The sequence below is a fragment of the Flagellatimonas centrodinii genome (assembly GCF_016918765.2).
GTDB lineage: Bacteria > Pseudomonadota > Gammaproteobacteria > Nevskiales > Nevskiaceae > Polycyclovorans > Polycyclovorans centrodinii.
Map to the genome: position 1 here is coordinate 1,518,920 of NZ_CP092104.1, position 23,361 is coordinate 1,542,280.

Consider the following 23,361-nt stretch of genomic DNA (forward strand, 5'->3'; position numbering starts at 1 on the left):
TGGGTGGTTTCCCACAGCGTTGCACGTTCAGTGCCAGTTTGGAAACGCGCCGGCGTCCCCGCGCTCGGCCCACAAGCCGCGCATTCGCCCCTACACTGCGGCGACGGCGACATCGTTGCGGCTGGATCTTCTGCGGAATGCGTCCGGCGACTGTGATATTATGTTGCAAATTAGAACTCAATATGAATAATCGACACCTGTGAACGCGCTTGAACTGAAGGGGCGGATGCTGTCCACCACACGGGTGCGCGTGGTGACCGCCGACCTCCCCGCCATCGCCGACCAGCTGGCCCGCATGGCGCGACAGATGCCACAAGCCGTCATGGGCATGCCGGTGATTCTGGAAACCGCTGCCGACATCGATCTCGGGGCACTGATCGCCACCGTGCGCGACGTCGGCATGCAGCCGATCGGGGTGTCCGGGGATCATCTCGCCGAGGCCGCGCGGAACTGGGGCTTGGCGGTATTGCCGGCCGATGCGGGCCAGCGGACGCCACGGTCGGCCGCTGCCGAACCCGCGCCGGAACCCACTGCCACCCCCAGCCCGGCACCGGCCGCGGCACCCGCCCCGGCGCCGCGCGCGCCAGCGCGCGTGGTGGTGGAACCGGTGCGCGGCGGGCAACAGCTCTATGTGCCGGACGGCGATCTGGTGGTCACCCACCAGGTGGCGGCCGGCGCCGAAGCCATTGCCGATGGCTGTGTGCACATCTATGGCCGCCTGGCCGGGCGGGCCATCGCCGGTGCTCGCGGCGATACCAACGCCCGCATCTTCTGCCGTCGGTTCGAGCCCGAACTGGTCGCCATTGCCGGCGTCTACGCGGTGGCCGAGCAGTTGCAGGGCGAGCACCACGGCAAGCCCGCGCAGGTATTTCTGCAAGACGGCAAACTGCGCGTTGAGCGCATCGACTGACTTTTTGAGGATGGATCTCCCGTGACCAAGATCGTTGTAGTGACCTCCGGCAAGGGTGGGGTCGGCAAGACCACCACCAGTGCCTCGTTTGCCACCGGGCTGGCCCAGCGCGGCAAGAAGACGGTGGTGATCGACTTCGATGTCGGCCTGCGCAATCTCGACCTGATCATGGGCTGCGAGCGGCGCGTGGTGTTCGATTTCGTCAATGTCATCCAGGGCGAGGCAACCCTTCGCCAGGCCATGATCAAGGACAAGCAGAACCCCAACCTCTACATCCTCGCGGCCAGTCAGACCCGCGACAAGGATGCGTTGACGGTTGAGGGTGTCGAGAAAGTGCTCAACGACCTGCGCTCGGAAGGGTTCGACTATGTCGTCTGTGATTCGCCGGCCGGCATCGAGCGCGGCGCCCATCTGGCGATGTACTTCGCCGACGAGGCGTTGGTGGTGACCAACCCCGAAGTGTCGTCGGTCCGCGATTCCGATCGCGTGCTCGGGCTGCTGGCCAGCAAGACGCGTCTGGTCGAGAAGGGCAATGGACGGGTCAAGGAGCATCTGGTGCTCACCCGTTACAACCCGGTGCGGGTGGCGAAAGGGGAGATGCTCTCGGTGGAGGACGTCAAGGAAATCCTCGCCATCCCCCTGCTCGGCGTGGTCCCGGAGTCGCAAGCGGTGTTGACCTCCTCCAACGCCGGTACGCCGGTGATCTCGCAGCTGGAGAGCGATGCCGGCCAAGCCTATGACGACATCATCGCGCGCTTCCTCGGAGAAGAGCGGCCGATGCGTTTCATCAATGCCGAGAAGAAAGGTTTCCTCGGCAAGCTGTTTGGAGGTTGATCGATGGACTGGCTCAAACTGTTCCGCGTTGAACCGAAGAACACGGCGAACCTTGCCAAGGAACGCCTCAAGGTGGTCGTCGCCCATCAGCGCGATGGCCGTGCCAATGGCCCCGCCTACCTGCCGCGCCTGCGGCAGGAAATTCTCGACGTGGTGCGCAAATATGTGCAGGTGCCCGATTCTGCCGTGCAGGTGAACGTGCAGAATGAAGACGGGCTGGAAGTGCTGGAAATGAACATCGCCCTGCCGGAGGCCTGAACGGGGGGGCGCCACAGCGCCCGCCTCGGGCAAAAAAATCCCCCGGTCACCGGGGGATAACAGGGAGGCTGGATGGATCTCGGCAGCCGTAGCGACGCAGCCGCGGCGGGTTCAGGCGGCGAGTGCCGCAGTAGGGCGGCTCTGACCGGCGCCGGCCGGGGTGAGCTCCAGCAGGCCGTCTTCGATGGGTTGTTCGACCAGCATCTGGGTATCGCGTTCGTAGTGATGCAGCACCCGCCACGGCAAGTCCCGGCCCTGTTTGGGCAGGGTGTTCCGGGCCCGCTGCACGTAACCGGAACCGAGTGCGCCAAAGATGTTCTCGTCCGTCATGCTGTCATCGCTGGCGCGCGGGGTGGCGACGGCGATACCGTTCTGGTCCATATGGTTGAGCAGCCGACAGACATAGCGTGAAGCGATGTCGGCCTTCAGGGTCCATGGTGCATTGGTGTACCCGAAAATCCAGGCCATGTTGGGCACGTTCTGCATCAGCACGCCCTTGTAGGTCATCAGGTCGCTGACGGCGCGTGTCTCGCCATCCACCCGCAGTTCGGTGCCGCCCAGCACCTGGATCTGCAGGCCGGTGGCGGTGACGATGATGTCGGCGTCCAGGTGCTCGCCGGACTTCAGGCGAATGCCGGTTTCGGTGAAGGTGTCGATGTGGTCGGTGACCACCGAGGCCTTGCCACTGCGGAGCGCCTTGAACAGGTCGGCATCGGGGACCGCACACAGGCGCTCGTCCCAAGGCATGTAACTCGGCGTGAAATGCTTCATGTCGACCTTGTCGCCGATCTGCTTTTTCACGTTCGACAACAGCCAGCTGCGCACCTTGTCCGGCCAGCGCTTGGAGGCGATATAGAGCCAGCGCTGGATCAGGATGTTGCGCTTGCGCGCCATCGCGTAGACCCATTTTTCTGGCAGCACCTTGCGCAGCACCGCCGACAGTTTGTCGAAGCCGGGCACCGAGAAGATGTAGGACGGCGAGCGTTGCAGCATGGTGACGTGGGCGGCATCGTCGGCCATGGCCGGCACCAGGGTGACGGCGGTGGCACCGCTACCGATGACGACCACGCGCTTGCCGCGGTAGTCGAGCCCCTCCGGCCAGTGTTGCGGATGGATGCACTGGCCCTTGAACTGCTCGACCCCCGGGAAATGCGGCAGAAAGCCCTGGTCGTAGTTGTAGTAGCCGGTGGCTCCGACGAGGTATCGGGCGCGGAACGTCCGTGTTTCACCGCTGGCCTCATGCAGGGCGGTGACGGTCCAGCATCCAAGGTCGCTCGACCATTCGGCGCTGGTGGTCTTGAGCCCGAACTGGATCTTCTTGTCGATGCCGTATTCGCGCGCCGTATCGGTCACGTACCGACGGATCGACGGCCCGTCAGCCAGCACTTTCAGTTCGTTCCAGGGGCGGAAATTGAAACCGAAACTGAACATGTCGGAATCGGAGCGGATGCCCGGGTAGCGGAACAGGTCCCACGTACCGCCGATGGCGTCGCGACGCTCCAGGATCACCACCTGCTTGCCAGGACAGTCCCGCGCCAGGTGACAGGCGGTGCCAATGCCGGACAGACCGGCACCGATGATCAGCACATCGAATGTGGGGGTGTTCATGTTGCGCTCCTCGAATAGGCCGCCCCGGTCGTGTCGCCGGGCGGGTGAAACGGGTTTCACTCAAGCCTAGCAGTCTGCCGGGTGAGCACAGGCGAAACTTGACTTTAAAAGACAAAGATTAGACTTTACGAGACATGTCGACCATGGTGCGTGCCAGCGGTTTGCGGGGCTATGAGACCCAGATGTGGCAGCTCGGGGTTGACCCTGCGTCGCTGCTGCAACGGTATCGAATTGCCCCCGGCACACTCGATGACGATGACGCCCTGCTGCCGCTGCGCTCGGTGTTGCACCTGCTGGAGGCGAGCGCCGCAACCACCGGCTGTGGAGATTTCGGCCTGCGGTTGTCGCATAACCAGGACATCACCGTGCTCGGCCCGGTGGCCATCGCCATGCAACATGCGCCCACCGTGGCCAGCGCGCTCGACACCGCCTCGCGATACCTGTTCGTGCACAGCCCCGGCATGGTGATGACCGTGTTGCCGGTCAGCAGCTGGCTGCCAGGAGCGGCCGAGATGCGTTTCGAAATCCGTGCGCCGGGGCAGGGTGGGCAACGGCAGGCGCTGGATATCTGTCTGGGGGATGTCCACCACATGCTCGAATTCCTCGCCGGCGGGGAATACGGCCTGAAGGCCGTGACCCTGCCACACACGCCGGTGGCATCGCTGTCGCATTACACCCGTTTCTTTGGAGTGCCGGTGCATCCGGCACAGGCATTCGGTGGTTTGCATTTCGCGCGGGAAACACTGGCCATCAACCTGCAGGCGGCGAATGTCGCGCTGCGTCGCATCGCCGAGGCTTACCTGGCGACCCACTTCGGCGATCCGGAACAGTCGGTGGCGGCGCGGGTGCGCCAGGCCCTGCAGCGTACCCTCAGCACAGCCGGCGGCAGCAAGGCGGCGGTGGCGAATCTGCTGGGGATGCACCCGCGCACCCTGCAGCGGCATCTCGCGGCGGAGCGGGTCAGCTTCGAGGCACTACGCGATGATCTGCGCCGCGACACCGCCCTGCGCTATCTGCGTGAGACGCGGATGCCGTTGGCGCAGCTGTCCGGGGTGCTGGGGCTGTCGGAGCAGTCTGCGCTGACACGCGCCTGTCGTCGATGGTTCGGTCGGCCGCCGTCGGCCGTGCGGCGTGGCGCGTGAGCGGGTTCAGCCGCCTGTTGCAAGGCGGATGATTCCGGCGGCGATCTCGGGCCCCTTCACCTCTTCGACGAAGTGGCCGACATCGGGGTAGCGGTGGACCGTCATTTGCGGCAGCGCCGACTGCCATTGGGCGATCACGCTGTCCTTGCCACAGGGATCCCATCCGCCAAAGAAACCGGCGACGCCGATGGACTGCCCGGCCGGCCCCCAGACCGTTCCGATGCGGTCCTGGATATTGCGGTAGAACGCATGGTTGTCCTGCACGCCCAATGACGGCACGTGATAGCGGTAGCCATGTCCCCAGACCGGCGTTTGTCGAACGTGACGCTGGCTGGCGCGTTGATTGATGCGACTGCCGAACTGGGCACACCAGACCGCTTCGGGGCTGTCGATTTCCCGCGTCAGGGAGCCGTTGAGCGCACGCCCCAGCATGCGGCCGAAACCGGTGATAAAGCGTTGCATCGGCTGTGGCCGTGCATGGGACACCACATACGCCGCGACCGCGCCCCACCAGGCAGCGGGGATCAGCGTTGCCGTATGACACCAGGGCAGCAGCCGGTAGGGGTAGTTGCGGTAGGTGTAACCATCGCCAGGCATCGGAAAGACGGTACTGTTGCCCACGACCAGGTGGCGGACCCGTTCCGGCATGTCGATCAGCGCACCAATACCGATCGGTCCTCCCCAGTCATGCACGACCAGGGTGATGTCCTGCAGGTCGAGATGTCGCACCAGTTGGGCCAGCTGATCGGCATGGTGCATGTCGACCATCTCGAAGCGGGCCTGGTCCGACAGGCCGAAGCCCTGATGATCGACCGCGATGATGCGGCACGGCAGTTGGCGGTCAACCAGCGTGTCGCGGACGTGGCGCCAGGTGTAGGAGCACTCGGGGTTGCCATGCACCAGCAGTACCGTGGTGACCGGTGGCGTGTTGCCGATCGTGACGTCGTAGTAAAACAGGGTGGCGCCGGCATTCGGCCCCGATGGCAGGGTGAACCAGCGGTCACTGCCGGCCGGGAAGTAATCGTCAGGGACCTGACGCATCGGGGTGTTGGTGGGGAACGGCATCGGCACGTCCGGCGTGGGTGAGCGACCATGGTAAGTCAGGACGGTCGCCTTGACGGCGCCGGGGTTTCGCGTTGACCTGTTCGCCCGTTTCCGACGAGCGCACCATGAAATATATCTTTGAGGTTCGCGTGATTCCGCCGTACACGGTGGCCGAGTATGCCGAGGCCTGGATCGAAGCCAGCCGCATCATTCAGCAGACGCCAGGCGCGCTGGGGACCGAGCTGCACCGCAAGATTGGCAGCGACGACACCCTGCTGGCGATCGCCCACTGGCAGTCCAAGGCGCACCGCGATGCCAAGGACGATGGCCGCGACGCGCGCGTGCGCAGCATTCTCGAGCGCCACGCACGTACCTGCGAGATTCGTCTGATTGGCGAGTTCGAGGCGCCGGAGTGGCGCGTCATGCCGCCCGGGGATGACGACGTCGGAGGCTGAACTGCAGCAGCCGGCGCCCCACCGGTGACGGTCGCCGGGACCGGATTGCGTCCAGGTCAGCGACCAGCGATCGCCCCGGCGAGGTCGACATGGACCGGGCGTCCATTCAGGTAAAGCATCTCGATCACGGCATGACCGTCGCGGACACGAACCATCACATAGGTGGCGTCGGCCCGACTGGCGGGGCCTTGGTCGGCTTCGCGATAGCGTCGCTCGGCTTCCGGGGCCAGCGCTTCATCGAGGTAGAAACGATCGAAGGGCAGCTGTAGCCGGACCCGGCCCTCGCCCTGCCAGGTAACCCTGACCGGAAGCCAATCACCCTGCGCGGGCGGCGTGGACGCAGGTTCGCCCAGCTGGGCAAACCCCTGGGCATCCACCGTTATGGCGGCATACAGGGGCACGTCGTGCGGCAAGGGAGCGGTCGACGTGGCCGCCCGCTCCGCAGCGGCGAAATCCAGTGCCACGTACCGGCCTCGAAACGGATCCTCGGGGTCGACCGGCGCGGTGCGAAAGGCGTATGCCGTGCCGTCCGACAACGTCCGTTGGTGTTTCAGGATCAAGGCGCCCGGGACCGACCATTGGCCGATGCAGAGCAGGCCGAGCAGCACCAGCAGCCATCGTGTTCTCATGGGGTTGTAACCCGCTGCCGCAGCCACCGGCTGATCGCCAGGCAGCCAGCGCCGATAACCATGAAGGCGATTCCCCGGATCGTGAATGACCAGTCGCTGTCGAAGAAGCGTGCGAGGATCAGCGCCGCCAACAGCAGCAGGCCGGCGTGTGCCGTTCGCAACCGCTGGGTCTGTACCCCATGGCGGATCAACGCGATGCCGAGGACTGCCAGGTAGAGATTCGACAGCAGCGCCAACGGGCCGGCATAGGGAGCAGGGTCAAACATCAGGGTCAGCCACAGCAGCAGGGCGGGCAGGCCGCCGCCGGCGCGCAGCCATTGGTCGGCGCGCAGGGCGCGTTGCATCAGCCACAGCAGCAAGGCGAGCACGGCACCGAGCAGCAGCCAGCTCTCGCCCGCGGCATCTCCCACCGGCGGCAGGCGTGACGGTTGCCAGAAATCGGTGAAGCCGGCACTCAGGGCGACGGTGGCCAGCCCCAACAGTCCGTAGCTGGGCAGCGGACGTCGCCACCCGGGCGGCTCGTCATGCAGGTTGATCAGCCAGAGCAGGGCCGAGAATTCGGCCAGCCACAGCCAGCTCAAACGCCCCGGGTCGTGCAGGCACGCGAGGATGGCGACAAAGCCGAGCGGGACCGTGATGCCCAGCAGGATCAGGCTGCGCGGCGCTCCGCGATCACGGCGCCAGGCCAGCACCACGTGCGGTGCCAGCGTCGACAGCAACAGCAGCACGGTCAGCGGCGAAGCCGCGGGTGCACGCGCTGCCCAGACAGTAATCGCGGCCGCGCACAGCACCGCAACCGTGCTTGCATTGAGGAGATAGACCAGTGGCAGTGCAGCCAGCGTACAGGTCAGCAGGTAACGGTCGAGATCACCCGGAAAGTGATAGAGCTGGCCCACCAGCGCCAGCGCGGCGGCAAAGGCGGTGGCGGTGAACGCTGCCGCACCCTCCTGCCACCCGACGTCGCCGCGCGCCCGGGTAAGGGCCCAGATGCAGGCCAGTTGACCGGCCAGCAGCGGCGCGAGGCTGACGGTGACCCGCAGGGCCCGTGGCCAGCTGTCCCAGTTGTGGGCCACCAGAAGAATCACGCCCAGGCCAATCAGCAGGCCGCCCAGGGTGGCACTGAGGACCCGGCCCCAGCTGGACGTTTGCGTGGCCGCAGCCGCAGTCGCGTAGTGTGCCCGCAGCCGCTGGGCCGTCTCGGCGTTGACGATGCCGTCTCGCTGCAGCGTCGGCAGCTGTTCAAGCAACCATTGTGGCCCCGTGCTCATCGTGGTGCCTCCCCCATGACCGTCAGCCTAAGCCCTTGGCAACAGCGGCACAACGTCCGTTATCTGACGACGGTCGGTCGCGCTGTCGACGTCGCCACCGGACGCCTCAGGCCCATCAGCACGATGCCACCAATCACCAGCGCCGAGCCTGCCAGTTGCAGCCCTGAGATCGGCTCTCCCAGCAGCCAGGCGCCGAGAAACAGGGTGGAAACCGGGCCGACCATGCCGGTCTGGGCGGCGGTACCGGCGCCGATGCGGGCGACCGCCATCATGGTCAGGAACACGGGCAATACCGTACACAGCGTCGCGTTCAGTAGCGACAGTCGCCAAATGGGAAGGCTTTGTTCGAACAGACTCGGGAACGGCCGCAGCAGCGCATATTGCACCAGTGCCGCGATGCTGGAGGCCGTCATCGCCAGCGCCACCAGCCGCAAGGTGCCGACCCGTTGGAGCAGTTCGCCGGACAGCAGCAGGTAGATCGCATAGGTAAACGCGCTACACAGCACCAGTGCCGCGCCCAACGCAACCTGATCCCCGCCCAGTGCCACATCGTGCTGGAACACCAGCACGATGCCGGTATAGGCCAGCCCCAGCGAGGCCCACTGGCTGCTGCTGACACGGCGCTTGAAGACCAGTCGATTGAGCAGGAGCACGAAGCTCGGCGTGAGAAACAGAATCAGGCGCTCCAGGCCGGCGGTAATGTACTGCAGGCCCATGAAATCGAGCATGCTGGAGGCGTAGTAACCGATCAGGCCCAGGCCGAGGCAGCGCCACAGGTCACCGGCCCGCAAGCGGGGGGTCCGCTGCCAGGTCCAGATCGCGACGACGATGAAGAACGGTGCGGCCAGCAGCATGCGCAGCCCAAGGACCGCGACCGCATCCAGCCCCTCGAGGTACAGCAGCTTGGCAACGATCGCCTTGGCAGAAAAGCAGACCGCGCCGACGATGGCCAGCATCAGGCCTTCGGCAACATGGCGCTGCGTTGAAACGGGGCGGGGTGTCGGCATCCCCGATTATCGCCGAAGCGGAGACGGGGCCTGTTCCGGATGCCAGCCGCGGACTCAGCGGGGGGGCTCGGCCCACTGTATCCGCACGACCTCCCCGCGATCGCGGGTCAGCACCAGCACCATGCCCTCACCCAGCGCCTGGTCATCGCCGACCCCGACCACCACCCAGTAGTTGTTCTTGCGGAACGCGCGATAGGGCGCCTGCCGTCGGGTCGCGTCGTCACCATAGGAGGCGGCCCACAGATCCCGTGCGATGGCGATGGCGGTTTTGCCCCCCGCGATGGACCCGCGCGGGGCCACGCCGTCGACCCGCTCGTCGTGGCCGACCCCGGACAGGTAATCGGTGACCCAGGGCAGCCACGCCTCCTCCGGAATGACGGCGGGTACGGGACGATCCATGACGTCCTTGGCCGATTTCAGGTGCAGGTCATAGGGGGGCGGATAGCGGGTCGGCAGCGGCACCGCGTGGTCGGGCCCCAGCAGGTCGTTGAGTGTGCGCCGTACCGCCTTGGCAACATCGATCGGGGTCGGCGGATTGGCGGGGCGGGTATAGACGATGCGGTTGTCACCATCGACCACCACCAGCCACGGGGTACGTTCAATGCCGTAGGGGTGCATCAAGGCATCGGCTTTCAGCAGCAGCGGAAAACTCAGACCGCGTTCGCGCAGGGTTTCCACCGGGTCGGCCACTTCCTTGATGTTGAGGGTCCAGACATTGACGCCCTGATCGCGGTAGTCCTCCCAGATGCGCTGCACGTAAGGCTGCAGGGCGCGGCTGTACGGACACCAGGACGGCCAGAACATCAGGACGCTGGGGCGACCACCGGCATCTTCGGGAAAGCGGACGGTTTCGCCCGCCGGTGTCTGCAGCGACCAGGCGGGCGCGACGGCAGGGCTGTCAGCGTGGGCTGGGGCGGCCATGCCGACGAGGAGCAGACAACACAGGATGCCGCGTGCGATACGGGGGTGGAACCGATTCATGCCTGCATCCTAGCCTACCGTTGAGCGGGGGCGACGGGCATAAAAAAACCGCGACCCGAAGGCCGCGGTTTTTGATACGTCAGGACAGCTTAGAGCGGGCGAATCTGCGTCGCCTGCATGCCCTTCGGGCCACGGGCGGCTTTGTATTCCACCTTCTGGCCTTCGGTCAGGCTCTTGAAGCCCGTGCCCTGGATTTCCTTGAAATGCGCGAAAAGGTCTTCGCCGCCTTCGGACGGGGTGATGAACCCGAAGCCCTTGGCGTCATTGAACCACTTCACGGTACCGGTCGAAACTGTGCTCATTGGATACATTCCTAAAACGATTAAAACGGGCAACCCGCCCGAGGGATTTGCAAGCGATCAAGGAACGCATCACGGGTATAGCTCGCCGGGTTGATAGGTCCGGTGATCACACGGATAACACTGCTTGAAACAACTGCGCGCACGACGGTACGCGAAGCCTGCACGTTTGTCCACCCCGGCGGTCGACATTCGCCTGGCCCTTGTACGGCCGCCGGGTCGGAGGACAATAGTGGGCGATCCCGCTGCCACGTAAGGACCGTCATGGCCGATCTGCTCAATTTCAACCGGGCCCGGAAACGGAAGGCCCGCGCCACCGCCGAGCGGCAGGCGGCGGAAAACCGTATCCGCTTCGGCCGCACGCCAGCCGAGAAGCAACGCGAAGAGGACGCGCAGGCGCTCGCCGAGCGACAACTGCAGCAGCATCGACGCGAGCCGGACGACCGCTGATGGATGACACGGTTCGCCGGGCACTCGCGCGCTGGCCGAATGTCCCGGATCTCTATGGATGGCTGTCGCTGGACCGGCGGGGGCGGTGGCGCATCCAGGGCGAGCTGATCAGCCGACCGCAGATCCTCGACCTGTTCGACCGTCGTTACCAATGTGATGCGCGCGGTGCCTGGTTCATCCAGAACGGCCCGCAACGAGGTTTCGTCGACCTGGAGGCAACCCCCTTCATCCTGACGGTGGCTGCAGAGGGTGGGTGGGTTGCGCACACCGGGCAGGCGGCCGGCATGGTGCGTGCCGTCTACCTCGATGACGAAGGGGCGGTGGTACTGGATACCGCCTTGGGTGCCGGGCTGGTCGCCGAGAGCGACCTGCCGTCGGCATTGGAATGTCTGGTGGATGCCGATGGCGCGCCGATCAACGAGGCGGCGCTGGAGGATGCGTTGCGGGTTCCCAGCGGACAGCCCACCACGCTGCGGTGGCGTCAGGCGGGGGAGGAGTGGGCGGTCAGGCGCATTGACCGCCAGGACCTGCCGACCGCACTGGGGTTCATCCAGTCCCCGGCGCCGGCCACCGCCAAACCCGGAAAATCACACCACTGAAACTACCGGGGGCTGGTATCGCTGCCCGCCTTTGGTGATGATGCGGGGAGAATAGTTGACGCTTCCCTGGCGTCATTCATGTGCCCTGGAGAGCCTGCATGTCCCTGTCACTGCGCCTGATGGGCGCCCTTACCGGCCCCCTGTGTCTGGCCGCCTGCGTCTCGCTGCCGCTCGCCGCGCCTTCAGCCGACGTGCCGCGCGGTCAGGACTTCCGCAGCCGTTCGGCCGCGGTCCTGACCGATGCCTGCGCATTGCAGCAGGACGGTGACAGCGCGACCGTGTATCGCCGGGTCAGCGTTTCGCTGGCGGGGTCGGCTGCGGTGGCCATGGCCAGCCGACTGAAGCAGGAGGGATACAGTGTCCGTGGCACCCACAGCCCTGCGGCTTGTGCCGCGCTCGGCCGTGAGCTCGGCGAGGCTCTGATTGCCGATGAGCGTGATCAGATCGGTGCGCCCGGATTTCTGCCGATTCCCCACAGTGCCGAGGCTCTGGCGGACGATGCGCTGGCACCTGCGGTCAGTGCCTTCCTGCGCGCCGCGCTGGCGGAGGCCCCGCAGTCCGCGCTTGAGGCGTTGCCGGTCGCGACGCTGGATCGGGTGCGGTCGCTGGTCGGTGCCGACTACCTTTGGGTTGCCGTACTGACCGCGCGAGACGATGCGGGCGGCGGTGTGCTGGGGCAGATGCTGCGCGGCAATCCGCCCTATGCGCGCGACGGCACGGCCGTGGCTTTCGTCGATCTTGCCGCGCGACAGGTGGTCTGGCATGACCACAAGCGGTGGACGCAGACCGACGGCGGTCCGGCGGAATCGGCCTGGGCCGGCAAGCTCTTGTCGCCCTTCGTGGCGCCCCTGCAGATCGCCCTCGAAGCCGCCGTGCCGGTGGAGAACACGAACTTCACACCAGTGGCGGCGCCATCAGCGATCGCCCACGCCACCATCCCGGTAGCGTTGGAATCCGGCGCCTTGCCGCCGCCCGGCCCGGCCATCGCGCCGCGCGCACGCACGCCCAAGCCGACCGTCGCTCCGCCGCCGCCGCAGGCTCCGTTTCCCGAGCGGATGCGCGAGCGCCCGACGGCCGATTCGGCTGCGAGTGCGGACCGATCCAGTGCAGACACCGCAGTTGGAAAAGCCCTGCGGGAAGTCGTCGACTTCCGTACCTCGCCCACCAACAACAGCGCCGTGATCCGCCAGTTGCCCAAAGGACTGCGGGTGGTGGTGGAGTCGTCCTTCCAGAACCGTTTCGGCAAATGGCTGTTCGTCAGTATCGGCAACGAACGTGGCTGGATTCAGGCGCGCGGCGTCGAACGCGAGGACGCCAGTTGGTAGCGGTCAGCGCGTATCAGGTGCCTTGCAAGGCGGTGGCGATCGCCGCCGCCTGAGCGTCGAGCCGCTGCCGCGGGATGATCCGCTCGGGCCGTGGCAGCGTCAGCGTGGTGACATGCCACAGCATGCGCCCGAGCGTGCGCAGGGTGTCACCGCGGTATCGCGGCACCACATGAATATGCACATGCGGCACGCTCTGGCTGGCAGCCTTGCCGTCGTTGATCAGCAGATGCTGGGCGGCGCTACCGAGGCCGATGCGTTGCGCTGCCCCGATCCGCTGGGCGGTTCGCCAGAGGTGTGCACAGATCTCGGGGGGCAGGGCATCCAGCGTGGCGACCGACAGCCGAGGCACCACCAGCACATGGCCGGACGAGATCGGGTTGATGTCCATGAACGACACGCAATGCGAATCCTGATGGACGAAGCTGGCCGGCAGGTCTCCGCTGATGATGCGGTCGAATATGGTCAGCATCGGATGGCGACCGCGGTCACTTGCGCCATCCCTCAGGGAAGGGGCCCGAGCGGGCCCTCCGGGCGCGGCATCTGTTGCACCAGGGCCGCGCGCACGCTGCGCAGCCGGGCCTTCACCACACGCTGATGCTCCACGCCCATGCGGATCAGCGTTTTCTGGCCCCATGATCGCGCCTCGGTGTCGGGGTCCGCGTACCGATACAACACCTTGGGGCGAACCAGCGGCAGGGGGCCCGGCATCTCCGGGGTTTCCAGCAGATGGTCGATCACGTCCACCAGCCGGTCGTTGAAGTGCCGGCCGGGGAAGCCCAGTTCCTCGTAGGCGGACTGAAACAAGGGGTAGTAGCGTAGATACAGAGCCACCAGGCGAGTCTCGTCAACGTCGGCGGCCAGCTGCACGTAAGGCGCGTAGCGCTTGGTGTTGTCGTCGTTGGTGGTGAGCGTGTCGTTGCCGCCAATGACCTGGAACAGGCCGGGTACATGCGCCAGGGGCCGCAGCCGTAATGCCACCGGAGTGGTCTGGTCGAGGCTGTTGATGGTGACGACGATGCGCTGGATCAGCGCGGAGGGCGCCAGCCAGCGGTCCAACGGACTGTCACCGAAGCGTTCCAGCAGCGCCTGGCGGAAGGGGCCGTCGCTCTCGCCAAGTGGTGGCAAGGGTTCGCGGGCGGCGCTGTCCTGGTCGTCATCGGGTGCGCCGATGTCTCCCGCATCCGGCACTGGGTAGCGGATGTCGGGCTCCATCGTCGGGGTCGGCTCCGGCACCGGTTGCAAGCTCGGCGGCAGAGCCGGAATCTCGCTGGTATCGGGGCGGTCGCTCCAGAACAGCAGCCACACCACAGCCGCCACCACCAGCGCAACCGCGATCAGGAACCAGGTTGGAGTTTTCATCGTTCAATCAGCCTCATCCGTCACGCATCCTGTCATCGCGACACAACCAGTGCCGGGTCCCGCGACTTCGCGCCGGAACGGGCACTGCATGAAGCGTCAAGTCTCGCATACTCGGGCCCTGGCTCGAGCCTCTTTTTGTCACCCGTGCGCTTGGCTGGCGATCAGTAATGGGGCGGGACTTCGTCGCGGGCGCTGGCCTTCTCGGCGCCGTCGCCGGCGGTCGGCAGCCGGTCGAGCAGGTGCCGACAGGTGCGCTCGAGGCGCTCAATGCGCGCATGCTGCGCAGCCAAGGTGTCGCTCAGGGAATGCAACGCGGCCTCCTGGTAGGCGAAGCGGGTTTCCAGTTCGATCAGGCGGTCTTCGGACATCGGCGAGGGCAGCTCGGGGGAATTGAGTTGCCAAGCATGCCGAAAACCGGTCACGGTTGTGACTGACGACCCCGAATTTGCCGCAGCGCGCTTGAGATTGTCGCGGCGACCGGTTAAGACAGCCGCCCGGACCGCTTTCAACCGCCTCTACCTGTGACCTCCACCATGATCCTCGACATCACGCTGCTGGACAATCCGCTGCGCGACTGGCTGACTGTCTTCGCGGTCGCATTGACCATCAACGTCGCCATCGGCGCGATCAAATGGGTGATCCTCAACCGACTCAGCCGGCTTGCCCGGAACACCCAGTCGCGGGTCGACGATTCGCTGGTCTTTGTCGCCCGGGCAACACGTCAATGGCTGGTGCTGGGCGTCACGCTGTCGGTGGCGACGCGACTCCTGAACCTGCCCGAGCGGGTGGTCGACGTCTTTACCATCACCGCCACCGTGGCCCTGTTCCTGCAGATCGGCATGTGGCTGAACGCCGGTATCGGGTTCTGGCTGGAACGCTACAAGTCACGCACGCTGGCGACCGACGCGGGCGCCGCCACCAGCCTGGCAGCCCTGGGGTTTGTCAGCCGCATCGTGTTGTGGTCGGCCCTGGTGCTGGTCACGCTGGACAACCTCGGGGTCGACGTAACGGCGCTGGTGGCGGGCCTGGGGGTCGGCGGCATCGCGGTGGCGCTGGCCGTGCAGAACATCCTCGGCGATCTGTTCGCCTCCTTGTCCATCGTGATCGACAAGCCCTTCGTGCTCGGCGATTTTGTGGTGGTCGACACCTTGTCGGGAACCGTCGAGCATGTCGGCTTGAAGACCACCCGCATCCGCAGCCTCAGTGGCGAGCAGATCATTTTTTCCAACTCGGACCTGCTGAAAACGCGGATCCGCAACTACAAGCGGATGTATGAGCGGCGCATACCGTTCACCTTCGGTGTGTTGTACCAGACCACACCCGCCCAGCTTGAGGCGATCCCGGCGATGGTGCGCGAAGTCATCGACGCCACCCCGAACACCCGGTTCGATCGCGCCCATTTCCTCAAATTCGGGGATTCCTCGCTGGATTTCGAGGTCATCTATTGGGTGACGTCGTCTGACTACACCGACTACATGGATGCGCAGCAGGCCATCAACCTTGCACTGGTGCGGCGCTTTGCCGCCGCCGGTATCGACTTCGCCTACCCGACGCGCACGCTGTTCATCGAGCACGGTGGCGCGGTGCCGGGGCCCGAGGCGGCCTGAGATGCGGGCCGGGATGGGCGGCATTGCCTTGTCGCTGCTGCTGGCAGTGATGCCGGCGGCGGCACAGTCTTACCGGCTCGACGCGGCCCAAGGGTTGGTGGGCGAACTGCAGACGGTACGCACGGCGCACGAAGACACGTTGCCCGATCTGGCGCGTCGGTTCGGGCTCGGGCACGACGAGATTCGCGCTGCCAACCCCGACGTCGATACCTGGTTGCCGGGCGAAGGCACGGTGGTGCGACTGCCGACCCGGTGGATCCTGCCGGATGCCCCGCGGGAGGGCATCGTCATCAACCTGCCGGAGCAACGGATGTATGTGTTCTCGGACGGCGGGCAGCGGCTGGAGACGTATCCGGTGAGCATCGGTCGGGAACATCTGGAGACGCCCCGAGGCCGGATGCGGGTGACCACCAAGGTGGCGCACCCCACCTGGTATCCACCGGTGTCGATGCGGCAGGAGGCCGCCGCCCGCGGCGAACCGCCGCCCAGGCCGGTGCCGGCAGGACCCGACAATCCGCTGGGCGAGTACGCGCTGAAACTGGATCGACCCGGCTACCTCATCCACGGGACCAACCGGCCTTACGGGATCGGCATGGCGGTGACGCGCGGCTGCGTTCGCCTGTATCCGGAACACATCGAAACCCTGTTCCGCGCCACCCCGGTCGGTACCGCCGTGCGGATCGTCAACCAACCGGTGAAGCTCACCGAGGTCGATGGCGCATTGTGGCTGGAAATTCACCGCCCGCGTGACACGCCGATTCCCGATACCGGTGTCGGGGCCTGGCCGGCGGTGCTGACGGCGGTTCAACGTTGGGCCGGGGATGACCCGGCACGCCAGTCGCAGATCGACACGGCCCGGCTGCGCGACCTCTTCGAGCAGGCCGACGGCTTGCCGCAACCGTTGCAGGCGCAACCTCAATCGCTGCAATCGCCGACCCTCGCGGACATAAAAAAAGCGCCCGTCGTCATGACGGGCGCCGCATCACGCGGTTGAAACCTACTTCTGCATCGACTGCTTGAAAGCGCGGTCCATTTTGGTTTCCAGCTCGGCGGTCTTCGCCAGGGCGGCATCGGCGCTGCGCTTGGCTTCGTCGGCAGTGCCCTGCGCGGACTGCGCGGCCTGGTTGGCCGTCTGGGCCGTCTTCGACGCTGCCTCGGCAGTGCGCTGCGCTTCCTGTGCGACCCGCATGGCTTCGTCGGCGCGGGCCTGGGCCTGCTCGACGGCTGCGGTGGTGGCACAGCCACTGGCCAGGGTGACGGCGGCGGCCAGGGCAACCATCTTCAGGCCCGATGCAAGGGTACGGTTGTTCATGTGTAAATCCTCTTGTGCTCAGTCGGATGAAGGTCAAAACAGCACGCGCGCCGTGGCGCCGGCCCGCGACGGGGTCATCCTGCACGCCGTCGCCACGGGCCGCAACCCATCACACCGCATTCACATGACCATTGCCTGACGCTGCGCCGGTTCAATCTTCCGGTTCATAGCCGAGGTTTGGCGCCAGCCACTTCTCGGCTTCGGCCAGCGTCCAGCCCTTGCGGCGAGCGTAGTCTTCCACCTGCTCGCGGTTGACCCGGCCGACCACGAAGTACTGCGATTCCGGATGGCTGTAGTACCAGCCGGAGACACTGGCGCCGGGCCACATGGCCATGCTCTCGGTCAGCTTCATCCCGGTGTTGGCCTCCACGTCGAGCAGCTGCCACAGCGTCGCCTTCTCGGTGTGTTCGGGGCAGGCGGCGTAGCCGGGCGCGGGGCGGATACCGACGTACTTCTCGTCGATCAGCGCCGCGTTGTCGAGGTGCTCGTCCGGTTGGTAGCCCCAGAACTCCTTGCGCACACGCTGATGCAGGCGTTCGGCAAAGGCTTCCGCCAGTCGGTCGGCCAGCGACTCCAGCAGGATTGCGTTGTAGTCGTCGTTGGCGGCCTTGAAGGCCTTCACCCGCTCCTCAGCACCGAGACCGGTGGTGACCGCGAACGCGCCGACATGATCGCGCAGGCCGCTGGTCTTGGGCGCGACGAAATCGCCGAGGCTGCGATGCGGCACGCCAGCGCGATGTTCCGACTGCTGACGCAGGTTGCACAGCCGTACCCTTACCGCAGCGCGGGTATCGTCGGCATAGACCTCAACGTCGTCGTCATCCACCTGGTTGGCCGGGAACAGGCCGATCACGCCGTTGGCACGGATCCACTTTTCGGCAATGATCGTATCGAGCATGGCATTGGCATCGGCGAACAGCTTGCGCGCGGCCTCACCGGAGGCCGGATTGTTGAGCAGGTCGGGGTAGCGGCCCTTCAACTCCCAGCCGATGAAGAACGGCTGCCAGTCGATGTAGTCGCGCAGTTCGGCCAGCGGGTAGTCGCGGAAGGTCTTGATGAATTGCGTGGCATGTTCGTGATGGTGGTCGCACCCCGGCCCCTCGCAGACATCCTTGGCCTGTTGCAGCAGCATCCTCGGGCGCGGCGGTACATAGCCTGCCCAGTTCAACGGCGTGCGATTGTCACGGGCAGCCGCCAGCGACACGAACTTCTGCTGCCGGTCCTTGTTGCCGTGACGTTCGCGAATCTGGTCGTACTCGGCCTGGGTGTCGGCCAGTAGCTTCGGCTTCTGTTCTTCCGATAGCAGGGCGGCGGCCACCGGCACCGAGCGGGAGGCATCTTTCACCCAGATCACCGGGCCGTCATACGCTTTGTCGATCTTCACCGCGGTGTGCGCGCGCGAGGTGGTGGCGCCACCGATCAACAGTGGAATGGTGAAGCCCTGACGCTGCATTTCCCTGGCGAGATTCACCATCTCGTCGAGGCTGGGCGTGATCAGCCCGGACAAGCCGATGATGTCGACCTGGTGCTCGCGTGCGGCGTCGAGAATCTTTTGGCCCGGCACCATCACGCCGAGGTCGACCACATCGTAGTTGTTGCACTGGAGCACCACGCCGACGATGTTCTTGCCGATGTCGTGGACATCGCCCTTCACTGTCGCCATCAGGATCTTGCCCTTGGCCTGCGCCACATCACCGGGCTTCTTCTCAGCCTCGATGAAGGGAATGAGATAGGCGACCGCCTTCTTCATCACCCTGGCCGATTTCACCACCTGCGGCAGGAACATCTTGCCGGCACCGAACAGGTCGCCGACCACGTTCATGCCGGCCATCAGCGGGCCTTCGATCACCTCGATGGGGCGTCCGCCGCGCGCCGCGATCTCGGCCCGCAGTTCCTCGGTATCAGCTTCGACATGGGCATCGATGCCTTTTACCAGCGCATGGGTGATGCGCTCGCCCACCGGCAGTTCACGCCAGCTGTCATCCAGTGTCTGCTTGGCTCCGGCACCGCCGCCTTGATAGCGGCCGGCGATCTCCAGCAGCCGCTCGCCGGCATCTTCGCGGCGGAACAGGATCACGTCCTCGATGCCGTCACGCAGTTCGGCGGGCAGGTCGGAGTACACCGGCAGCACGCCGGCGTTGACGATGCCGAAGTCCATGCCGCGCTGGATGGCGTGATACAGGAACACGCTGTGAATCGCCTCGCGCACCAGGTTGTTGCCGCGGAAGCTGAAGCTCACATTGGAGACACCGCCGGAGATGTGGCAGTGGGGCAGGTTGTCGCGAATCCAGCCGGTGGCCTCGATGAAGTCCAGCCCGTAGCGGTTGTGCGCCTCGATGCCGGTGGCCACCGCAAACACATTGGGGTCGAAGATGATGTCTTCCGGCGGGAAGCCGACCTCGTTCACCAGCAGGTCGTAGGCGCGTCGGCAGATCACCTTGCGGCGTTCCAGGGTGTCGGCCTGGCCTTCCTCGTCGAAGGCCATGACCACCACCGCCGCCCCGTAACGACGGCACAGCCGCGCCTGTTCGAGAAAGGGTTCGATGCCTTCCTTCATCGAGATGGAATTGACGATGGGCTTGCCCTGCACACACTGCAGCCCGGCCTCGATGACGGCCCACTTTGAGCTGTCGATCATCACCGGCACCCGCGAAATGTCGGGCTCGGAGGCGATCAGCTTGAGGAAGGTCTGCATGGCTTCGACGCCATCCAGCATGCCCTCGTCCATATTGACGTCGATGACCTGTGCGCCGGCCTCCACCTGCTGGCGGGCCACGGCGAGGGCAGCGGTGTAGTCGCCCTCCTTGATGAGCTTGCGGAAGGCGGCCGAGCCGGTGACGTTGGTGCGCTCGCCGACATTCACGAAGCCGAGTTCCGGCGTGACCGTCAGCGGCTCTAGCCCCGACAGCCGCATCACCGGCACATGCGGCACCGGCGAGCGCGGGGTGACGCCCTCCACGGCTTTGGCAATGGCGGCGATGTGGTCCGGCGAGGTGCCACAGCAGCCGCCGACGATGTTGACCAGGCCGTCGTCGGCAAAGCCGCGGAGAATCGCGGCGGTTTCGTCCGGGCGCTCGTCATACTCGCCGAAGGCATTGGGCAGCCCGGCATTGGGATAGCAGGAGATACGGCAGTCGGCCAGCCGCGACAGCTCCGCAATGTACGGCCGCATGTCCTTCCCGCCCAGTGCGCAGTTGAAGCCCACCGCCAGCGGCTGAGCGTGGCGAACGGCTGCCCAGAAGGCCTCGGTGGTCTGGCCCGACAGCGTGCGGCCGGAGGCATCGGTGATGGTGCCGGAGAGGATCACCGGGTAGCGGACACCACAGGCCTCGAAGAAGGTTTCGCAGGCGAAGATCGCCGCCTTGGCATTCAGCGTGTCGAAGATGGTCTCGATCAGGAACAGGTCGACACCCCCTTCCGCCAGCGCCCGGGCCTGCTCCAGATAGGCATCCACCAGTTGCTGGAAAGTGACATTGCGCTTGCCGGGGTCGTTGACGTCCGGGCTGATGCTGGCGGTACGGTTGGTGGGGCCGATGGCGCCGGCGACAAAGCGTGGCCGTTCCGGCGTGCTCACCGCATCGGCGGCCTCGCGCGCCAGCCGTGCGGCCGCCACGTTCATCTCGAAGCTGAGCGACTCCATGTGGTAGTCGGCCATCGAGATCACCTGTGCGTTGAAGGTGTTGGTCTCGATGAGGTCCGCGCCCGCGTCCAGGTATTCCCGGTGGATGCTGCGAATGATGTCCGGCTGGGTCAGCACCAGCAGGTCGTTGTTGCCCTGCAGGTCGTGCGGCCAGTCGGCGAAGCGCGTGCCGCGGTAGTCCGCTTCGCTCAGCTTGTGGCGCTGGATCATCGTCCCCATGGCGCCGTCCAGCACCAGGATGCGGCGGGCGAGGGCGGCCTGAAGTTCAGCGTAGCGGGGGTGCGGGGTCATGAGCATCGAATCGGCAAAGGGAGAATTATATCCTCTTATACGGATAAGCGGATAAGCGGATAAGCGCATGCGCCATGCGCAGGCGGCGCGCCACAGGGTAGCGCGGGCGACCTTCTATCGGCCTCACTGCGCCGGTGACGGTGATTCGCCACCGTTCGTCTGCGTGACACTGCCCTGCATCATCCAGACCCCCCAAAGGGATCCCGGTAGGCCTAAGGTGGCGTCACGGATTGAGGACGCCACTCCCAATCCGCTCTCCCCCACCCGGTTCTCCCCCTAGCGGACCGGGCAAACTGGCCGGAGGTCTCGACGACCTTCGGCCTTTTTTATGGGCATTCGTGGCACTCAGCGCTCCGCTATTTGTCATTGCGAGCCTGCGCAGCAGGCGTGGCAATCTCGTCCGGCTGGCAGTGCCCGTGGCCATGAGATCGCCACGCCGCTTCGCGGCTCGCGATGACAGTCCGTTCCTTGTCATTGCGAGCCAGCGCAGCAGGCGTGGCAATCTTGTCCGGCTGGCAGTGCCCGCGGCCATGAGATCGCCACGCCGCTTCGCGGCTCGCGATGACAGTCAAGGGGCTCGCGGCTCGCGATGACAGATGGCCTCGCGATGTCAAAGACGCCGTACCGGATTTCCGCTTCCCGCGTGTCTGCACTAGATTGAAGCCAGCACCGGCGTGCGACCGGGGCGGCGAAGGCCAGCAGGGCCCGCGGAGGAGCGATGGCGAACGTGGACGTGGATGCGCACGAGATCGATCGATGGTTCACCCAGGATGTCTTGCCCCTGGAGCCCGCCCTCATGCGCTTTCTGCGGCGCAACTGGCGCAACGAGTCAGACCTCGCCGATCTGCGGCAGGAGCTCTATGTGCGCCTTTACGAATCCGCCCGTACCGGGCTGCCCGCGCAAACCCAGGCCTTCGTCTTCCGTGCCGCCCGCAACCTGCTGATCAACCATGTGCGGCGCAGCCGCATCGTCTCCATTGAAGCCGTGGCCGACCTCGACGCCCTCAACGTTGCGATCGACACCATCACCCCGGAACAGGAAGCCAGTGCCCGCGACGACATCCGCCAACTGCAGGAAGGCCTCGACCGCCTGCCGCCCCGCTGCCGCGAGGCCGTGGTGCTGCGCCGCATCGAGGGCCTGTCCCAGCGCGATTGCGCCGCCCGCATGGGCGTGGCGGAAGACACCGTCGAAAAACACATGATGTACGGCATGAAAGCGCTCATCGATTACATGCTCGGCGGCAGCGGCCGTATCCAGCGCGGCGCCGCCGTGCAGGGCAAGCGCCAGGGGCTGCCCCGTGACTGACCATCGCGACATCGAACAGCGCGCCCTGCAGTGGCGCCTGCGGGCCGAAGGCCCCGGCTGGTCGGCCGATGACCAGGTCGCGCTCGACCTGTGGCTGGCCGAGGCCACCGCCCACCGGGTCGCCTGGTTGCGGGCGGGGGCCGGCCTGCAGCGGCTCGATCACCTGCAGCAACTGCAGCCAGCGACGCTGGCGCAACAGCTGCCGCGCCGCCCGCATCAGGCCGAATGGCAGCCCGAAGGCCTGGGCTGGAAAGGCTGGGCGCTGGCCGCCACCGTCATCCTCAGTGTGGCGGTCGGCCTGCTCGGCTGGCAGCAATGGCAGGCCCGCGGCGTGCAGATGTACGCCACTGCCGTCGGCGGCAAGGAGATCGTGCCGCTGCGCGATGGCTCGCGGCTGGAACTGAACACCGACACCCAACTGCGGGCCGAAGTCGATGACCAGAAACGGGTGGTGTGGCTGCAGAAGGGCGAAGCCTTCTTCGACATCGCCCATGACGAAAGTCGCCCCTTCACCGTTTTTGCAGGCGACCGCCGCATCACCGTGTTGGGCACCCGCTTTTCGGTGCGGCAGGACGGCCGCCGCGTCGAGGTGATGGTGGAAGAGGGGCGGGTCAAGGTCGAGGCCCTGCAGCCCAAGGTGGATGCCCCCCCCACCATCGCCACCCGCGGCAAGCGCGTCATCGCCGAGGCCAACAACACCCTCATGGCCGACGCCGCCCCGCCGGTGCTGCAACGCGAGCTGGCCTGGCGCCGCGGTCTGCTGATCTTCGACAACACGCCGCTGGTCGACGCCGCCCGCGAGTTCAACCGCTACAACACGCAGCAACTGCAGGTCGAAGGCCCCGGTGCCAGCACCACCCGCATCAGCGGCAGCTTCGAAGCCACCAACCTCGATGCCTTCGCCCGCCTGCTGCAACGCGCCTACGGTCTTCAACTGGAACCCCAGGGCGCCGCCATCCGCGTCACCGCCGCGGGGGAAGCGGCTTAGGCCGCCTGTCATTGCGAGCCTGCGAAGCAGGCGCGGCAATCTCGTCCGG

General features: G+C 66.0%; 24 protein-coding genes. 12 read left to right on the forward strand and 12 right to left on the reverse strand.

Annotation, left to right across the window (positions count from 1 at the left end; genetic code table 11):
* The first annotated feature begins 199 nt into the window (after positions 1-199).
* Genes minC through minE form a run of 3 tightly spaced genes read left to right on the forward strand, consistent with a single transcriptional unit; the run spans position 200 to position 2,002 of the window.
* Positions 200-910: a septum site-determining protein MinC gene (minC, locus tag JN531_RS07085; protein ID WP_228348163.1), complete on the forward strand. Its 711-nt coding sequence runs from the start codon at positions 200-202 to the stop codon at positions 908-910.
* A gap of 21 nt (positions 911-931) precedes the next feature.
* A complete protein-coding gene (minD, locus tag JN531_RS07090; RefSeq protein ID WP_228348164.1) occupies positions 932-1,744 on the forward strand; it encodes a septum site-determining protein MinD in 813 nt (270 codons plus the stop codon).
* A gap of 3 nt (positions 1,745-1,747) precedes the next feature.
* On the forward strand, positions 1,748-2,002 hold the full coding sequence (gene minE, locus JN531_RS07095) for a cell division topological specificity factor MinE (protein WP_228348165.1): 255 nt from the start codon (positions 1,748-1,750) through the stop codon (positions 2,000-2,002).
* A 111-nt stretch (positions 2,003-2,113) separates the two neighbouring features.
* On the opposite strand, the gene JN531_RS07100 is transcribed toward minE, so the two are convergent.
* Entirely contained in the window at positions 2,114-3,610 is a 1,497-nt protein-coding gene (locus JN531_RS07100; protein WP_228348166.1) for a flavin-containing monooxygenase, read from the reverse strand.
* Between the two features lie 134 nt (positions 3,611-3,744).
* Between JN531_RS07100 and JN531_RS07105 the strand changes: the two genes are divergently transcribed.
* Positions 3,745-4,752, forward strand: coding sequence for an AraC family transcriptional regulator (locus JN531_RS07105; RefSeq protein WP_228348167.1), 1,008 nt, complete (start codon positions 3,745-3,747; stop codon positions 4,750-4,752).
* Positions 4,753-4,758: 6 nt separating this feature from the next.
* Here JN531_RS07105 and JN531_RS07110 read toward each other — a convergent pair whose 3' ends face one another.
* Positions 4,759-5,817 (reverse strand): alpha/beta hydrolase, encoded by a 1,059-nt coding sequence (locus JN531_RS07110; protein WP_228348168.1) that lies wholly within the window; start codon positions 5,815-5,817, stop codon positions 4,759-4,761.
* A 104-nt stretch (positions 5,818-5,921) separates the two neighbouring features.
* Between JN531_RS07110 and JN531_RS07115 the strand changes: the two genes are divergently transcribed.
* Entirely contained in the window at positions 5,922-6,251 is a 330-nt protein-coding gene (locus JN531_RS07115; RefSeq protein ID WP_228348169.1) for an antibiotic biosynthesis monooxygenase family protein, read from the forward strand.
* 56 nt (positions 6,252-6,307) lie between these two features.
* Here the strand turns inward: JN531_RS07115 and JN531_RS07120 are convergent, their stop codons facing one another.
* The 5 genes from JN531_RS07120 to JN531_RS07140 form a co-directional block, all read right to left on the reverse strand.
* The gene (locus tag JN531_RS07120) at positions 6,308-6,880 is read right to left on the reverse strand and encodes a GDYXXLXY domain-containing protein (RefSeq protein WP_228348170.1); all 573 of its coding nucleotides are present in this window, start codon (positions 6,878-6,880) and stop codon (positions 6,308-6,310) included.
* Positions 6,877-8,148 carry a DUF2157 domain-containing protein gene (locus tag JN531_RS07125; protein ID WP_228348171.1) on the reverse strand — a complete coding sequence of 424 codons (1,272 nt, stop codon included), beginning with the start codon at positions 8,146-8,148 and terminating at the stop codon, positions 6,877-6,879. The genes JN531_RS07120 and JN531_RS07125 overlap by 4 nt, the downstream gene beginning before the upstream one ends.
* 59 nt (positions 8,149-8,207) lie before the next feature.
* Complete coding sequence (locus tag JN531_RS07130) at positions 8,208-9,155, reverse strand: DMT family transporter (RefSeq protein ID WP_228348172.1); 948 nt, start codon at positions 9,153-9,155, stop codon at positions 8,208-8,210.
* A gap of 54 nt (positions 9,156-9,209) precedes the next feature.
* Positions 9,210-10,136, reverse strand: coding sequence for an NTF2 fold immunity protein (locus JN531_RS07135; RefSeq protein WP_228348173.1), 927 nt, complete (start codon positions 10,134-10,136; stop codon positions 9,210-9,212).
* 89 nt (positions 10,137-10,225) lie between these two features.
* Positions 10,226-10,438 (reverse strand): cold-shock protein, encoded by a 213-nt coding sequence (locus JN531_RS07140; RefSeq protein ID WP_228348174.1) that lies wholly within the window; start codon positions 10,436-10,438, stop codon positions 10,226-10,228.
* Positions 10,439-10,699: 261 nt separating this feature from the next.
* Here JN531_RS07140 and JN531_RS07145 point away from each other — a divergent pair, with 261 nt between their 5' ends.
* The 3 genes from JN531_RS07145 (at position 10,700) to JN531_RS07155 (ending at position 12,809) form a co-directional block, all read left to right on the forward strand.
* Positions 10,700-10,885 (forward strand): DUF4169 family protein, encoded by a 186-nt coding sequence (locus JN531_RS07145; protein WP_228348175.1) that lies wholly within the window; start codon positions 10,700-10,702, stop codon positions 10,883-10,885.
* Positions 10,885-11,484: a DUF2946 family protein gene (locus tag JN531_RS07150; protein ID WP_228348176.1), complete on the forward strand. Its 600-nt coding sequence runs from the start codon at positions 10,885-10,887 to the stop codon at positions 11,482-11,484. Before JN531_RS07145 ends, JN531_RS07150 begins: the two co-directional genes overlap by 1 nt.
* 98 nt (positions 11,485-11,582) lie before the next feature.
* Complete coding sequence (locus tag JN531_RS07155) at positions 11,583-12,809, forward strand: SH3 domain-containing protein (RefSeq protein ID WP_228348177.1); 1,227 nt, start codon at positions 11,583-11,585, stop codon at positions 12,807-12,809.
* 13 nt (positions 12,810-12,822) lie between these two features.
* On the opposite strand, the gene JN531_RS07160 is transcribed toward JN531_RS07155, so the two are convergent.
* From JN531_RS07160 to JN531_RS07170, 3 genes are all read right to left on the reverse strand, one after another.
* Positions 12,823-13,278, reverse strand: a complete 456-nt coding sequence (locus tag JN531_RS07160) for an HIT family protein (RefSeq protein WP_228348178.1) — start codon at positions 13,276-13,278, stop codon at positions 12,823-12,825.
* A gap of 32 nt (positions 13,279-13,310) precedes the next feature.
* Entirely contained in the window at positions 13,311-14,168 is an 858-nt protein-coding gene (locus JN531_RS07165; protein ID WP_228348179.1) for a DUF3014 domain-containing protein, read from the reverse strand.
* 161 nt (positions 14,169-14,329) lie between these two features.
* The gene (locus JN531_RS07170; RefSeq protein WP_228348180.1) at positions 14,330-14,536 is read right to left on the reverse strand and encodes a SlyX family protein; all 207 of its coding nucleotides are present in this window, start codon (positions 14,534-14,536) and stop codon (positions 14,330-14,332) included.
* Positions 14,537-14,701: 165 nt separating this feature from the next.
* On the opposite strand from JN531_RS07170, the gene JN531_RS07175 reads away from it, so the two are divergent.
* Together JN531_RS07175 and JN531_RS07180 are read left to right on the forward strand one after the other, a co-directional pair.
* A complete protein-coding gene (locus JN531_RS07175; RefSeq protein WP_228348181.1) occupies positions 14,702-15,775 on the forward strand; it encodes a mechanosensitive ion channel family protein in 1,074 nt (357 codons plus the stop codon).
* 13 nt (positions 15,776-15,788) lie between these two features.
* Positions 15,789-16,769, forward strand: a complete 981-nt coding sequence (locus JN531_RS07180; RefSeq protein WP_228348182.1) for a L,D-transpeptidase family protein — start codon at positions 15,789-15,791, stop codon at positions 16,767-16,769.
* A 3-nt stretch (positions 16,770-16,772) separates the two neighbouring features.
* Here the strand turns inward: JN531_RS07180 and JN531_RS07185 are convergent, their stop codons facing one another.
* A complete protein-coding gene (locus JN531_RS07185) occupies positions 16,773-17,087 on the reverse strand; it encodes an alanine-zipper protein (RefSeq protein WP_228348183.1) in 315 nt (104 codons plus the stop codon).
* A 151-nt stretch (positions 17,088-17,238) separates the two neighbouring features.
* Positions 17,239-21,018 carry a methionine synthase gene (metH, locus tag JN531_RS07190; RefSeq protein WP_228348184.1) on the reverse strand — a complete coding sequence of 1,260 codons (3,780 nt, stop codon included), beginning with the start codon at positions 21,016-21,018 and terminating at the stop codon, positions 17,239-17,241.
* 718 nt (positions 21,019-21,736) lie between these two features.
* Between metH and JN531_RS07195 the strand changes: the two genes are divergently transcribed.
* Together JN531_RS07195 and JN531_RS07200 are read left to right on the forward strand one after the other, a co-directional pair.
* Entirely contained in the window at positions 21,737-22,324 is a 588-nt protein-coding gene (locus tag JN531_RS07195) for an RNA polymerase sigma factor (protein ID WP_228348185.1), read from the forward strand.
* A complete protein-coding gene (locus JN531_RS07200) occupies positions 22,317-23,312 on the forward strand; it encodes a FecR family protein (RefSeq protein WP_228348186.1) in 996 nt (331 codons plus the stop codon). The genes JN531_RS07195 and JN531_RS07200 overlap by 8 nt, the downstream gene beginning before the upstream one ends.
* The last annotated feature ends 49 nt before the right edge of the window (positions 23,313-23,361 follow it).

Coding starts and splice junctions, on each gene's coding strand:
- minE (WP_228348165.1), top strand. CDS start 1,748: ATGGACTGGCTCAAACTGTTCCGCGTTGAACCGAAGAACACGGCGAAC.
- JN531_RS07100 (WP_228348166.1), bottom strand. CDS start 3,610: ATGAACACCCCCACATTCGATGTGCTGATCATCGGTGCCGGTCTGTCC.
- JN531_RS07105 (WP_228348167.1), top strand. CDS start 3,745: ATGTCGACCATGGTGCGTGCCAGCGGTTTGCGGGGCTATGAGACCCAG.
- JN531_RS07110 (WP_228348168.1), bottom strand. CDS start 5,817: ATGCCGTTCCCCACCAACACCCCGATGCGTCAGGTCCCTGACGATTAC.
- JN531_RS07115 (WP_228348169.1), top strand. CDS start 5,922: ATGAAATATATCTTTGAGGTTCGCGTGATTCCGCCGTACACGGTGGCC.
- JN531_RS07120 (WP_228348170.1), bottom strand. CDS start 6,880: ATGAGAACACGATGGCTGCTGGTGCTGCTCGGCCTGCTCTGCATCGGC.
- JN531_RS07125 (WP_228348171.1), bottom strand. CDS start 8,148: ATGAGCACGGGGCCACAATGGTTGCTTGAACAGCTGCCGACGCTGCAG.
- JN531_RS07130 (WP_228348172.1), bottom strand. CDS start 9,155: ATGCCGACACCCCGCCCCGTTTCAACGCAGCGCCATGTTGCCGAAGGC.
- JN531_RS07135 (WP_228348173.1), bottom strand. CDS start 10,136: ATGAATCGGTTCCACCCCCGTATCGCACGCGGCATCCTGTGTTGTCTG.
- JN531_RS07140 (WP_228348174.1), bottom strand. CDS start 10,438: ATGAGCACAGTTTCGACCGGTACCGTGAAGTGGTTCAATGACGCCAAG.
- JN531_RS07145 (WP_228348175.1), top strand. CDS start 10,700: ATGGCCGATCTGCTCAATTTCAACCGGGCCCGGAAACGGAAGGCCCGC.
- JN531_RS07150 (WP_228348176.1), top strand. CDS start 10,885: ATGGATGACACGGTTCGCCGGGCACTCGCGCGCTGGCCGAATGTCCCG.
- JN531_RS07155 (WP_228348177.1), top strand. CDS start 11,583: ATGTCCCTGTCACTGCGCCTGATGGGCGCCCTTACCGGCCCCCTGTGT.
- JN531_RS07160 (WP_228348178.1), bottom strand. CDS start 13,278: ATGCTGACCATATTCGACCGCATCATCAGCGGAGACCTGCCGGCCAGC.
- JN531_RS07165 (WP_228348179.1), bottom strand. CDS start 14,168: ATGAAAACTCCAACCTGGTTCCTGATCGCGGTTGCGCTGGTGGTGGCG.
- JN531_RS07170 (WP_228348180.1), bottom strand. CDS start 14,536: ATGTCCGAAGACCGCCTGATCGAACTGGAAACCCGCTTCGCCTACCAG.
- JN531_RS07175 (WP_228348181.1), top strand. CDS start 14,702: ATGATCCTCGACATCACGCTGCTGGACAATCCGCTGCGCGACTGGCTG.
- JN531_RS07180 (WP_228348182.1), top strand. CDS start 15,789: ATGGGCGGCATTGCCTTGTCGCTGCTGCTGGCAGTGATGCCGGCGGCG.
- JN531_RS07185 (WP_228348183.1), bottom strand. CDS start 17,087: ATGAACAACCGTACCCTTGCATCGGGCCTGAAGATGGTTGCCCTGGCC.
- metH (WP_228348184.1), bottom strand. CDS start 21,018: ATGACCCCGCACCCCCGCTACGCTGAACTTCAGGCCGCCCTCGCCCGC.
- JN531_RS07195 (WP_228348185.1), top strand. CDS start 21,737: ATGGCGAACGTGGACGTGGATGCGCACGAGATCGATCGATGGTTCACC.